Annotated in this window: 12 protein-coding genes; 2 read left to right on the top strand and 10 right to left on the bottom strand. The window is 60.5% G+C overall.

The genetic code is table 11. The features are described from left to right. Nucleotides 1-19: 19 nt before the first annotated feature. The 6 genes from ACYVIT_RS21725 to ACYVIT_RS21700 form a co-directional block, all read right to left on the bottom strand. Nucleotides 20-925, bottom strand: a complete 906-nt coding sequence (locus ACYVIT_RS21725) for an alpha/beta hydrolase family protein (protein WP_415804830.1) — start codon at nt 923-925, stop codon at nt 20-22. Nucleotides 926-930: 5 nt separating this feature from the next. Then, a complete protein-coding gene (locus ACYVIT_RS21720) occupies nt 931-1,932 on the bottom strand; it encodes an ABC transporter ATP-binding protein (protein ID WP_415804552.1) in 1,002 nt (333 codons plus the stop codon). Next, nucleotides 1,929-2,912: an ABC transporter ATP-binding protein gene (locus ACYVIT_RS21715; protein WP_415804551.1), complete on the bottom strand. Its 984-nt coding sequence runs from the start codon at nt 2,910-2,912 to the stop codon at nt 1,929-1,931. Before ACYVIT_RS21715 ends, ACYVIT_RS21720 begins: the two co-directional genes overlap by 4 nt. After that, nucleotides 2,912-3,829 carry an ABC transporter permease gene (locus tag ACYVIT_RS21710; RefSeq protein ID WP_415804550.1) on the bottom strand — a complete coding sequence of 306 codons (918 nt, stop codon included), beginning with the start codon at nt 3,827-3,829 and terminating at the stop codon, nt 2,912-2,914. Before ACYVIT_RS21710 ends, ACYVIT_RS21715 begins: the two co-directional genes overlap by 1 nt. Nucleotides 3,830-3,833: 4 nt before the next feature. Beyond that, nucleotides 3,834-4,811: an ABC transporter permease gene (locus ACYVIT_RS21705; protein ID WP_415804549.1), complete on the bottom strand. Its 978-nt coding sequence runs from the start codon at nt 4,809-4,811 to the stop codon at nt 3,834-3,836. A gap of 144 nt (nt 4,812-4,955) precedes the next feature. Next, nucleotides 4,956-6,569, bottom strand: coding sequence for an ABC transporter substrate-binding protein (locus tag ACYVIT_RS21700; RefSeq protein ID WP_415804548.1), 1,614 nt, complete (start codon nt 6,567-6,569; stop codon nt 4,956-4,958). A gap of 405 nt (nt 6,570-6,974) precedes the next feature. Here ACYVIT_RS21700 and ACYVIT_RS21695 point away from each other — a divergent pair, with 405 nt between their 5' ends. Further along, nucleotides 6,975-7,898: a LysR family transcriptional regulator gene (locus ACYVIT_RS21695; RefSeq protein WP_415804547.1), complete on the top strand. Its 924-nt coding sequence runs from the start codon at nt 6,975-6,977 to the stop codon at nt 7,896-7,898. Nucleotides 7,899-8,112: 214 nt separating this feature from the next. Here the strand turns inward: ACYVIT_RS21695 and ACYVIT_RS21690 are convergent, their stop codons facing one another. The 3 genes from ACYVIT_RS21690 to ACYVIT_RS21680 form a co-directional block, all read right to left on the bottom strand. Next, nucleotides 8,113-9,738: an ABC transporter substrate-binding protein gene (locus ACYVIT_RS21690; RefSeq protein ID WP_415804546.1), complete on the bottom strand. Its 1,626-nt coding sequence runs from the start codon at nt 9,736-9,738 to the stop codon at nt 8,113-8,115. Nucleotides 9,739-10,217: 479 nt separating this feature from the next. Then, nucleotides 10,218-10,451, bottom strand: a complete 234-nt coding sequence (locus ACYVIT_RS21685) for a hypothetical protein (RefSeq protein ID WP_415804545.1) — start codon at nt 10,449-10,451, stop codon at nt 10,218-10,220. Nucleotides 10,452-10,547: 96 nt separating this feature from the next. Beyond that, nucleotides 10,548-11,447, bottom strand: a complete 900-nt coding sequence (locus ACYVIT_RS21680; RefSeq protein WP_415804544.1) for an NAD(P)H-hydrate dehydratase — start codon at nt 11,445-11,447, stop codon at nt 10,548-10,550. Between the two features lie 108 nt (nt 11,448-11,555). On the opposite strand from ACYVIT_RS21680, the gene ACYVIT_RS21675 reads away from it, so the two are divergent. Continuing rightward, nucleotides 11,556-12,389: an enoyl-CoA hydratase/isomerase family protein gene (locus ACYVIT_RS21675; protein WP_094823678.1), complete on the top strand. Its 834-nt coding sequence runs from the start codon at nt 11,556-11,558 to the stop codon at nt 12,387-12,389. A 35-nt stretch (nt 12,390-12,424) separates the two neighbouring features. On the opposite strand, the gene ACYVIT_RS21670 is transcribed toward ACYVIT_RS21675, so the two are convergent. Further along, a complete protein-coding gene (locus ACYVIT_RS21670; RefSeq protein ID WP_415804543.1) occupies nt 12,425-13,168 on the bottom strand; it encodes an enoyl-CoA hydratase-related protein in 744 nt (247 codons plus the stop codon). Between the last annotated feature and the right edge of the window lie 11 nt (nt 13,169-13,179).

Genomic DNA, 13,179 nt, shown 5'->3' with positions numbered 1-13,179 from the left:
ATGATGAACAATACGAAACTCAAGCCACGTGCTGGCCGGCCAGTTTGGCCAGCTCTGCTTCGCTGGGCAGCTTGCCTTCGAACCACAGGCTGGCGCAGGCGGCCGACATGGCCCGGCCGTCGTGGCCTATGCCGGAGACGACTTGCAGGGTCCAGTTAAATGGCACACCGCGACGTGCGGCCTCGCGTTGACCCGCCTCGAAATAGTGATGCGCGCGGGCAAAACGATGCGGTCCCTGACGTAACGCAGGCGGTTCCGATGGCAGGTTGGGGTCGTTGGTGCTGATGTCTTGATCGCCCGCCAGGATCGTCATCGGATAGGCCAGCAGACGCACCAGGTGATCTTCGGTCAGGCCTACGCCGTCCAGCCCCTCGGGAAAGCGATGCTCGAACGTGGGCAGGGTGTACCAGCCGGGATTGCCGGCGGTGACTGCGCAGAATGGCGCGTGGGATTGGCTGCTCATCAGACGATGTACAAACTGGCCCCCGGCCGAATGACCGAATAAATGGGCTTGCTCCACCTCGGTGATGCCGGCGGCACGCAGATCGGCAAAGATCTTGCCGATCAATGCGTAGGTCCAGCCATCGACATGGCGCGGATTGCCGCCAGGGCTGAATACGCGGCCATTGTTGTAGCTCTCCACGCCGGGCCAGATATCGTTGGAAAACGTCGGCGCCACAATCAGAACATTGTGTTTGTCGGCCGCAGGGATCCAGAAATCACGATAATCATCGCCATTGCGCAGCACGCCATGCTGCACGATTACGACGGGCCGATCGGGCGTATAGCCATAGGGCCGATAGGTTTGCAATGTGAATGGCCGATCGGCATTGCGATCGTCATCGACATAGACAAAGGCATTGCGGCCGGCATGACCGAGTTCCAGCCCAATACGATCAACGTTGGTGAGTTCTGCTTTCATGATGCGGCTCAGGTGTTCAGATGGCAGGCCGACCAATGGCCTGGTGCGATTTCTTTGAGTTCGGGGACGGCTTCGCGGCAGCGTGCTGTGGCATGCGGGCAGCGCGGGTGAAAAGTACAGCCCGATGGGGGATTCAATGGCGAGGGGATTTCGCCCTGAATCGGCGTGAATTTGCGGCCGCGGCGACCGACGTCGGGTACCTCGGCCAACAGCGCTTGGGTATACGGATGGTTCGCACGCGCAAAGATCTCGGATGCGGGGGCGCGTTCGACAATCTTGCCCAAATACATGATGGCGACGCGGTCCGAGATGTGTTTGACCACGCCCAAATCATGGCTGATGAACAGATAGGTAAAACTGTGCTGTTCACGCAGGTCCATGAACAGATTGATGACTTGCGCTTGAATCGACACGTCCAGCGCAGCAACCGGCTCGTCGCACACCAGGAACTTGGGCGACACCATCAGTGCGCGTGCGATCCCGACACGCTGGCGCTGTCCACCGGAAATCTGATGGGGAAAACGGTCGCGATATTCGCGATCCAGACCGACTTCAGACAAGGCACGGTCAATGCGTTCGGGAATGTCGGTGGCCGGCGCAAGCTTGTGCACTTTCAACGCCTCGCCCAAAATCTGGCGCAGGCGCTGACGCGGATTCAGTGAGGCTTGCGGGTCCTGGAAAATCATCTGCACGCCTAGCGTATAGGCCAGGCGCTCGGCGCCACGCAGCGTGGCCGCGGACTGACCTTGGTACAGCAATTCTCCTTCCGTTTGCCGATGCAACCCGGCTACGACCCGGCCCAGCGTGGATTTGCCACAGCCAGACTCTCCGACCAGGCCAAGCACCTCGCCGCGCTGGATCGACAGGTCCACGCCGTTGACGGCATGAACGGTGCGGCGATCAATGGGTTTGCCGGCCAGCGCGAGGATGCGCTGGGCCAGATCGGGATGTTGCTCGAAACGCTTATGAACGTTGCGTAGCTCGATAACAGGCGTGTCTTGCGGGGTCATGCGGAAGCGGTCTCGAGGGCAATCGGAGCGTAGCAGCGGTAGCTGCGCGAACCTTCTTGCAGGATGGAAGGAGCTTGTTCAGCGCAACGCGTCACAGCGCGTGTGCAACGCGGACGGAACGCACAGCCTACGGGCCTGCCCGCGAGGCTGGGCGCCATGCCGTCGATCTGATGCAACCGTTCGCCTGGCGCAGTATTCGCCGGCATGGAATCAAGCAGCCCTTTGGTATAGGGGTGACGCGGCGCGTCCAACACCTGATTGACCGGACCCGCCTCGACGATGCGGCCTGCGTACATCACGGCTACGTGATCGGCCAACTCGGCGACCACGCCCAGATCGTGAGTAATCCAGATCAGCGCGGTATCGTGCTGGCGACAGATTTCCTGCATGCGATACAGGATTTGCCCCTGAATGGTCACGTCCAGCGCGGTAGTCGGTTCGTCGCAAATAATGAGATCGGGGCGATTCAACATGGCGATGGCAATCGCCACGCGCTGACGCATGCCACCGGAAAATTCGTGCGGATAGCTGTCCAGACGTTTTTCAGGCGAAGGAATACCCACCATTTCCAGGGCTTCGCGGCAGCGTTCGCGCGCCTGGGCCATGGGCACGTTTTCGTGCGTCAGGATGGCTTCCATCATTTGTTCGCCAACGCGCAAGACCGGGTTCAGCGTCATCAACGGATCTTGAAAGATCATCGCGATGCGGTTGCCGCGCAGGCGTCGCATGCTTTCTTCGTCGAGTGTGCGCAGGTCTTGGCCTTGGAACAGAATCTCGCCCGAGACGACTTCCCCTGGGGGATCAATCAGACCCAGCAAGGAAAATCCCGTGACGGATTTACCAGAGCCGGATTCGCCGACCAGGCCCAGAATCTCGCCGCGGCGCACGGTCAGGTCTACACCATCGACGGCCGGCCACGCGCCAGCTTCGGTATGAAATGCAGTGCGCAGGCCGCGCACCTGTAAGATGATGTCGTTCATTATCGGCGCGGGTCCAGGGCTTCGCGCAGGCGGTCGCCCACGATGTTGATGGTCAGGATCAGCAGCAATAGCGCGACCCCCGGGAACATGCTGATCCAGTAGTCGCCCGACAGCAGATATTGAAAGCCGTTGGCGATCAGCAGGCCCAGCGAAGGTTCGGTGATCGGCACCCCGACACCCAGGAACGACAAGGTGGCCTCCAGCGCGATCGCGGTGGCGATTTGAATGGTGGCGAACACCATCACCGGCCCGATACAGTTCGGCAGCAGATGGAAAACCATGATGCGCCATGCAGGAAAGCCCAGGTTCGCGGCTGCCTCGACGTATTCCTTGCGCCGTTCCTGCAATGCGCGGCCGCGCATGATGCGGGCGTAGTGCGCCCACTGCACGACGACCAAAGCCAGGATGACCTTGTCGACGCCGCGGCCCATCATCGCCAGCAATACCAGGGCGACCAGAATCGTGGGAAACCCCAGGATAAAGTCGACGATCCGCATGATCAATGTGTCGACAAAACCGCCAACGTAGGCAGCGATCAATCCGGCCATGCTGCCGATGGCCGTGGACAGCGCGACGGCCGACAAGCCCACCATCAGGCTGATGCGTAGACCATACAGGATGGCGCTCAACATATCGCGCCCCTGATCGTCAGTGCCCAGCAAATAAACCATGCCGTCCATCGAGGTCGAGCGCGGTGCGAGTCGGCCGTCCAGCAGATTCAGATTGGCCAGATCGTAGGGGTTTTGCGGCGCAAAATAGGGTGCCGCCAGCACCACGACCATCAGGATGGCCAGCGCAATGACTGAGCCTGTGACGGTGGGGCGGTCACGCAGTTTTTTCAGAATGGCGGCGCGGCGCGGCGTGTCTTCCAGTGGCTGGATAGTGCGCATGCGGGCGTTTTGAGTAGGATGAGCCATAGCGTTAATGCGAAGGAGCAACGAGTTGCACACGCGGATCGAGCGCGGCGTACAAGATATCGACAACAAAATTGACGATCACAAAGATCAGCGTGACCAGCATCACATAGGCCACGACAACAGGGCGATCCAATTGGTAGACGCTATCGATCAGGAGCTTGCCCATGCCGGGCCAGGCGAACACGGTTTCGGTAATCGTGGAGTAGGCGATCAGACTGCCAAACTCCATCCCGACCACGGTCACCACAGGGATCAGGATATTGCGCAGAATGTGCCGGCGCACGATGCGCCCAGGCTTCACGCCTTTGGCGCGCGCGAATTTTACGTATTCCTGGGTTTGCGCCTCGGCGACCCCTGTGGCCGTCAGGCGTAATACCAAGGCGATATTGGCCAGCGCCAGGTTGATGGCGGGCATGATCACATGCGACCAGCCATCGGCGGTCAATATCGACAGCGGGACGCCCAGCACGCTGACCGTGTCGCCGCGTCCGGACGCCGGCAGCCAGCCTAGCCAGACGGCAAACAGCAGGATCAGCATCATCCCCTGCCAGAAGTTGGGCAGTGAAAAGCCCAGCACCGACGTGGCCATGATGCCGCGTCCCAACGGCCGATCGCGGTACAGCCCGGCGACCAGGCCCAGCGGGATGCCGATGATACAGGTCAGGGTAATGGCGACCACCACCAATTCGAATGTGGCCGGCATGCGCTGCACGATCAGCTCGATCGCGGGGATTCCGTGCACGAAAGATGTGCCCAGGTCACCGTGCAGCGCACGTTCCAGAAAGGTGAAGTATTGCTGCCAGATGGGCTGATCGAGCCCCAGGCGGGCGATGGTGGCGGCGCGTGCCTCCACCGTGGCTTCGGGGCTGACCAGCAACTCGATCGGATCCCCCACGGCATACACCGCGAAAAACACCACGACCGAGACGGCCAGCAGGACAAACAGGCTTTGAATCAACCTGCGTAGGGTAAACAGAACCACGTTAGGCGTTCCTTACGACTTGCAAAAAAAGTCCTCATGCCGAGCCATCGATTGGCTTGCTTCATGAGGTACGGCGCGACGAGAGAAATGTCTCTCGCTGCGCCGTGGGCTCACCGCGCCAGAGGGGCGTTGTTACAAGCGACCTTATGGGACGGATTTCACTGACGAAGCGAGAGTGTACTGGTCTGCGCGTCCTTCGTAGGTCAACCCCTTGCGAAATGCCCAGATGCTGCTCTCGAAATGCAGGGGAATACTGGGTAAATCGGCGAGTGTCATCGTCAAGGCCTGCTGCAACAGTTTGGCACGTTGCGCGTCATCTACCGTGGTGACTGCCTGGCGGAATATTTGATCCAACTCCGGATTCGAGTAGCGGCCGTAGTTGCTGGTACCCATGCCCAACTCGGGCGCGAACGAGGTCACCCAGTACTGCAGAAAGGACGAGGCTTCACCGGTTTCCGATGACCAGCCCCCCATCGAAAAACTGAATTCCCGCTTGGCGCGTTTCGGGAAATATACCGAACGGGTCATGGCGTCGACATGTGTCTTGATACCAATGCGTGACAGATATTGCGCCACGGCTTGGGTGATCTGGCCGTCGTTGATGTAGCGATCATTGGTCGATGACAACGTCAGTTCGAAACCGTTGGGATATCCTGCTTCGGCCAGCAGTTTTTTCGCCCCCTCGGGATCGTAAGTCAACTGTGGAGGGTTGGGCAGCGTTCCAAACATCCCGTCAGGCAAGAACTGATTGGCGGGCATGGCCATTCCATCCATGATCCGGTCGACAATGGTCTTGCGGTCGATCGCCATGCTGATAGCCCGTCGCACGCGGACGTCTTGCAGGGGATTTTTGCCGTTATCGGCTTTCACGAGAGGGCTGTTTTCGCGGCCGACATCCGCCTGGAAATACACCACGCGCACCGAGGGTGTGACGACATAGCCAAAGCCCGGCGTATTCTTGATGCGTTGTACGTCACGGGCAGCAGGGCTTTCGACGACATCGAAATCGCCGGCCAACAAGCCCGTCAAGCGAGGGCCGGCATTCGGTACGGGCACGAACTTCACGTCGCGCCACTCGGGTTTTTGGCCCCAATAATCCTCGTTGCGTTCGAGTTCGATCCCGCTGCCTTTCACGTACGATTTGAGCTTGTACGGGCCTGTGCCAATGGCATGTTTGCCATTATTGAAATCTGCGACTCTGGGCCAGCCACCGTTGACACCGCATTTTTTTTCCAGATCGAACGTGATGGGGCCGTGTTCGGCGATGCCATTCCAAATGATGCCCATCCGCGTGAGATCGTTGGGCAACAGAGGGTACGGTTTTCGCGTTTTGACGATCAGCGTATGAGCATCCGGCGCCTGAACATCGGCGAATTTCTGCACCACGGCTTCATACGAGCCTGCGATGGACTCTTCGTTATTCATGGCGCGGCAGAACGTGAAAATCACATCCTGCGGCGTCAGCGGCTGACCGTTCGAAAACTTGACGCCTTTCTGCAGCTTGAATTCCCAGGTCGTGTCGTCCAGCGTTTTCCAGGATGCAGCCAAACCCGGGATCAAGCTCATCTTGGCATCCTGAGCCACCAAGGTCTCGAAAATCTGCGACGCCATGGCATTGTTCGGCGTGGCTTGGTGATAGTGCGGATCCACGGCGGTCGGCTCCGAGGCCAACGCGATGGTCAGTGTTTGGGCGTGAGCGCCGGCAGCCATGCCGAGCAGCGCAGTCAGAGTAGCCAAGCGAAGAAGAGAGACGGTCATAGTGTGTTCTCTGAGGCGGGGTTCTTGGGCGAATGCGAAGCGGGCGATACAGGGGTCAGGCTTAGGCACGGCGGCTACCCAGGAACCGGAGATATAAACGGGGGAATACCAGGGCGAGCACAATTCGCAGGCTCATGTATCGAGTCGCTCGTGTAAAAGCCATGCGCTTGTGCCGGACACAATGGCCGGTTTCGTGCCAGGATCACCAATTTCCCCCTGGGAAAGGCCGCTGGCCTGAGGCTCTTGCGGCGCTGATTCTTATCGTGGGGCTGATTCTAGGAGCCTGTCAGCTTTCTCGACAATTAGAATATTTGCCATGGCATTTGCTTTTTTAGCAAAGCTCTCGGGAGAATGCAGTCGTTAGTGACCCTGTGATCCCGACCCTTGAACAGAGGTTAAGCAGTCATGCATGGCATCGCATTGAAGTACTTTGTGGAAGTCGCCCAGGCCGGCAGTCTGAGTGGCGCCTCCAAGCAATTGCACGTGGCGGTATCGGCCATCAGCCGCCAAATCGCCAGCTTGGAGGAAGAGGTTGGTTCGCCGTTATTCGACCGGGCGCCTCGTGGCATGGTCTTGAGCGAGGCCGGCCGGCTGTTGCTGGCCCATGCACGCCGCACGCAACTCGAGGCGGACGAAGTGCTGCGGCAGATCGCTGGGCTGCAAAGCGCGCCGCATGACGAAATTCGGGTCGGGGCATCAGAGGGGCCTGCGCAAGGGTTTCTACCTGTCGCAATGGTCGATTTTCGAAAGCAATATCCGCGCACGCGCTTCGCGTTGCATGTTTTGACCCCGCCTGAGGCGATGCGCGCCATTGGCAACGGTGATATCGACGTTTCGGTGTCTTTCAACGTCGAGCCTGCCCAGGGGGTGAAAGTGCTGCATTCGTGGCGTGCGCCCGTTTACGCCGTCATGGCTGCGAGCCATCCATTGGCGGGCCGCAGCCAGTTGGATCTGGAGGAGGTGTTGGCCTATCCCTTGGCGTTGACTGACGACAAAAGCACCGCCCGGCGCCTATTGAACCGGACATGTGCTCTAGAGGCCGTGCCATTGCACGCAGCCCTGGTATCGAACTACTCACCGGCACTGCATGGTTTCGTGCGGCATTCCAACGCCGTGATGTTTGCTGGATATATCTCTGTGGCGTGGCGATTGGTTCAGGACGGCCTGGTTGCACTCCCGGTCGTCAGTGCCGAGCTGCAATCGCGTAATTTGCAGATCCAGACCATGGAGGGCCGTTTGCTGCCGATCGGGGTGACGCGTTTCATTGAGCACCTGAAGGCGCGTATCGATGCTCTGGAGTCGACGCTGGAGGGGGCATCGGGACGCTGACGCGGCGGTGCTGCCCCCAGGGCATTTCGTCTCGGGGACTCCCGGCGAAAAATGCCCCACGCTGCGCTTGCGGCTTGTTCCCTCCCGAGGGGGCGTTGTATCTTGGGGACGGCCCAGCGACAAAAAACCCCTCAAAACTGGATCTGAATCCCATTTTGAGGGGTGGATGCACGATTGCTCGCGCACTCGGTCGCGTCATGCAACCAACTCAGGCTTACTTGCCCTTTGCCGAATGCACCGACATGGCCAGCGTGTACTGATCGCGGCGGCCTTCATAGCTCAGGCCTTTGCGGAATGCCCAGATGCTGCTTTCAAAGTGCAGCGGGATCAGCGGCAGCGTGTCCAGTGCGATTTGCGTGGATTGCTGCAGCAGTTGCTTGCGCTTTTCCGGGTCGATGGTGACGATAGCCTGCTCATAGACCTTGTCGAAATCGGGATTCGAATAGCCACCGTAGTTGCTGGTGCCCAGGCTGCGGTTCGAGTCCAGCGACGCAACCCACAATTGGAACAGCGCCGAGGCCTCGCCCGTTTCCGCCGGCCAGCCGCCCATCGCAAAACTGAACTCACGCTTGGCGCGTTTGGGGAAATAAATCGAAGCCGTCATTGCATCGACATGGACCTTGATTCCGATGCGCGACAGGTACTGGGCCACGGCTTGCGTGACCTGAGCATCATTCACATAACGGTTGTTCGTGGATGACAGTGTCAGTTCAAAACCATTCGGGTAGCCGGCTTCCGCCAGGAGCTTCTTGGCGCCTTCCGGGTCGTACTTGATTTCGGGGGCTTTGGGCAGGGCGCCAAACATGCCATCAGGCATGAATTGGTACGCCGGGGTGGCCAGCCCGTCCATGATGCGCTGATTGATGGTCTTGCGGTCGATCGCCATATTGATCGCCTGGCGCACGCGCAGATCTTGCAGCGGGTTCTTGCCATCGGCGCTCTTGACGAAGGGGCTCGGGTTGCGGCCGACATCCGGTTGGAAAAACACCAGGCGCGTCGATGGGGTAGCGATAAAGCCAAAATTGCTGTTGTCTTTCAAACGGGGCAGATCTCGTGCCGCCGGGTTTTCGATGACATCGAAATCACCCGAGAGCAAACCGGTCAGGCGTGGACCGGCGTTCGGCACGGGCACGAACTTCACCGTCTTCCATTCGGGCTTCGTGCCCCAATAGTTTTCGTTGCGTTCCAGCTCGATCCCGGTGCCTTTGACGTACGACTTCAAGGTGTACGGCCCGGTGCCAATGGCGTCTTTGCCATTATTGAAATCTGCCACCGTCGGCCACGGACCGGTCACGCCGCAGCCTTCCTTCGGCGCGAATTTCAGCGGGCCGTGTTCTACGATGCCGTTCCAGATGATCGGCAGTTGCCGGGCCAATTCGGCCGGCATCAGGGGAAAGGGCTCCGCCGTCTTCAGAATGACGGTGTGCTCGTCGGGCGTCTGTACGTCCGTCAGCAGCTTGGTGACCGTCATGTACGACTGCGAGATGTTGGTCTCGTTATTGAGCGTGCGGCAGACTGAGAAAAGCACGTCTTGCGATGTAAACGGCTGGCCATTCGAGAACTTCACGCCTTCGCGCAGCTTCAGTTCCCAGGTCAGGTCGTCCAGGTTCTTCCACGACGTCGCCAGGCCAGGGATGAGCTCCATGTCGGCATTGCGATTGATCAGCGAGTCATAGACGTGCGCGGCGAACGCATCGTTCTGGGTCTGCTTATGATAGTGAGGATCGGCAGAGGTGGGCTCGGACGACAAGGCGATCGTCAGGGACTGGGCCAGGACAGTCGGCGCGACAGCAAGGCTGGCGCTCGCGGCCAGCAAGGCCAGGGAAGTACGCAATTTCATTGGGGCTCCGAATCGGCAAATGACTGCGCCACGATCAGCAGGGGGCCGAAAGTCGTAATCAATCATTGCAAGGGGGCGATTATCGGAAGCGATTTCGTGCGTTGTCAATGCGCACAGTCCGCTATTGCCGGACCGGATTTCCGCGCTCGCGACCCAAAAGCCCCGTGCTGCGCCTTTGGTGCTGTCCGCCGAGGGGAGTCTTGTTTTGGGCGCCCCGGCAACAAAATATAAAGGCGCCGCGCCCCGCTTCGGGGTGCGGCGCCTTGGAGCGCATCGTGTGATACCGCGGAGATTGCCGGGCTGCTACCGGGCTGCCTCAGTGCAAAGAACAGTGTTCAGCGGACTGCATCGCCACATCATCATGGCACGCGTGCGAAAGTCTTTGCGAGGCAACGGGCAAAGCCAGCGGATATCACGGCAAACGAGCAAAACCTTGCCGCCGGCCTCCTTTCAGAGGTGGGCGGCAAGTTGCCCGCGGATTACCACTGCGAGCCGGTGTAGTGGGCGCTGGCGGCACGGGCGCGGTTCATGGCGTCGTGGACTTCAGCGACGTAGTCGGCAAAGGCGCCGGCAGCGCGGGCGATCGCAGCACCAGCTTGCTTGAGCAGGGCTTGCGGTTGGATGTTCTGTTGGCTTTCCATTGCGCCACGGAGCAGGTCGCGCTCGAGGGCATCGGTCAGGCGGGCATTTTGGTTCAGGGTCAGTTCAGTCATGGTATTTCTCCAGTCCGTTTCGTCATGGGGTAAACCATTATAGGGATAACCCTAAGTGCAATGCAACATAAACCTGTGGATAAGTTGTAACTCCCTCTAACCGTGGTGGTTTCGCAACTGCCGGGCTGCGTCTGCCAGTTCTCCCGCTGTCAGTCCTATGGGGCCGAGCCCGCCGGAGACCAGTGCGTCGGCCGCGGCCCCATGCAGCCAGACCGCGCCCGGGATTGCCTGATCCAACATGATGCCCTGCGCAATCAGGCTGCCCATCATGCCCGCCAGGACGTCTCCCGTCCCTGCCGTTGCCAAGCCTGGATTACCGCTGCGATTGATCCAGCACCGGCCGTCCGGCCGGCAAACAAGCGTGCCGGCCCCTTTGAGGACGACCCACGCTTGATGCCGTTGCGCCAAGGCCCGAGCCGCATGCTGACGATTTGCTTGAATTTCCCGGCTGGTGCAATTCAGCAGCCGGGCGGCCTCGGCGGGGTGGGGAGTCAAGATCACCGTGCCGGGGCCCCACGGAGGTAATAACCCTCCTGCCAGGAGATTGAGCCCGTCGGCGTCCAACACCAGGGGAGTATTGCTGCGCAGCGCGAACAACCTGTTGAGGGTGTTCAACGCCTGGGTACCTGTTCCGAGGCCGCAGCCGGCTACCCAGGCGTCCACCGGAAGACCGGCCTGGAAGAGCGAGGCTGCATCGCGCAGCATCAACTCCGGCTGCAGCAAATCGCACGGGATCGGGCAATCTGCTTGAGCAAATCCGATCAATACCTTGCCAGCTCCGGTTTTCAGTGCCGAGCGTCCGGCCAGTAACGCCGCCCCCACCATACCCGGGCCGCCCCCGATGATCGCCACCGTGCCAAATGTGCCTTTGTGAGCGTCGGTAGGGCGCGCCGCAAACAAGGAGGGCAAATCCTCGGGGCGGATCGGCGTAGGCTCCCCCTCGGCCGCAGGCAGAGGGGACGCAAGCGGAGAGATATTGGTCTGGTGGTCGGGCATGGTCAGGCGGCATCCGCTAGGTTGAACTCCCGCTTGCTGCCCGAAAGCAGCGGCAGGCGACTATCCACTATAGTGCCCGGAAAGCATTCACATCGCACGGAGGAGACCATGTCCGATACATCGCTTGCGCATTACGCGCGTTACCAATCCCTGAAACTGCGCCGCCATCCGCAGGGTGTCCTGGAAATCATCATGGGCGCCCGAGGCGGCGTGCCGGGGAAGCTGTCGACGGCCGATGAGCACCTGCATCGAGAGTTGGCCGATATCTGGCGCGACGTGGATACGGATCCGGACACCCGGGTCGTGGTGCTACGCGGCGAAGGAAAGGGCTTTTCTGGCGGCGGGGATCTGGAATTGGTCGAGCAGATGGCCGACGATTTTCAGGTGCGGTCCCGCGTCTGGCGCGAGGCGCGCGATCTGGTCTACAACGTGATCAACTGCAACAAGCCCATCGTATCTGCCATGCACGGCGCGGCCGTGGGCGCGGGCTTGGTCGCAGGGCTGCTGGCCGATATTTCCATCGCCGCTCGTGACGCCCGCATCATTGACGGACACACCCGGCTCGGGGTGGCCGCCGGCGATCATGCCGCCATCGTCTGGCCGCTGCTATGCGGCATGGCCAAGTCCAAATACTATTTATTATTGTGCGAAACCGTCAGCGGCGAGGAGGCCGAACGCATCGGTCTTGTCTCGCTCTGTGTGGACGAGGCAGAGCTTATCGCCAAGGCTTTCGAGGTCGCAGGCAAATTGGCCAATGGCTCCCAAACCGCCATCCGCTGGACCAAATATGCGCTGAACAACTGGCTGCGCATGGCGGGGCCCAGTTTCGACGCCTCGCTGGCATTGGAATTCATGGGCTTTGCCGGGCCAGACGTTCGTGAGGGAATACAGTCCTTGCGCGAGCGCCGCCCGCCGAATTTCAGCCCGGACGCGCCGTTCTGAGCGGCGCAGGCAGGGACGCAACCAAGGCGCGCCGATCAGCGTTTATTCAAAAAGCGCGCGAAAGCATCTTGCGCCTCTTGGGTCTTCAGGCGTGCCCGAAACTGCGTCGCTTCAAATTCCAGCGCTTCCAGAATGGCCGCGCGATCGGCGCGCTTGAGCATGCTCTTGGTCAGGCGCAGCGCTTCGCGCGGTTGCTCAGCCAGCGCCGCCGCGACTTGTTTTGCCGCGGCCAATGCCTCGCCCGGCTCGGTGACCGCGGTGGCCAACCCGGCATCCTGCGCCTCGTCGGCGCTGAATGCTTTGCCCTGCAGCAGCCATTGCGCGGCCTTGCGCGCGCCAGCCAGGCGCGGCAGCAACAGACTGGAAGCGCCCTCTGGGCACAGGCCGAGCGCGACAAAAGGAATCCGCAGGGTGGCATTGCGGGCCACATAGACAAAATCGCAATGTTGCAGCAGCGTCACGCCGATCCCGATGGCATAACCCTCCACCGCCGCGATGACCGGCACATCCGTGGCGATCAGGGCTCGCAGAAAAGTCATCCCGGCACTATCGCCTTCGGGGCGGTCTGCCTGAAAATCATGCAAATCATTGCCGGCGGTGAAATGTTCGCCCGTCCCCGACAGGATGACGGCGGACAGACTCGGATCCTCGGAGGCTTGACGCAATTGCGCCGCCAACGCGTGGTAAGTCGCGATATCCAGCGCATTCCGGCGCTCCGGCCGGTTGATCGTCAGTTGCAGCACAGCGCCGTCGCGTTGGACAATCAGACTTTCTGGCATGGTGTCCGTCC

The organism is Bordetella muralis, from assembly GCF_054781015.1.
Note: the sequence above shows the minus strand (reverse complement) of the source record. Positions and strands in the feature narration are given on the sequence as shown.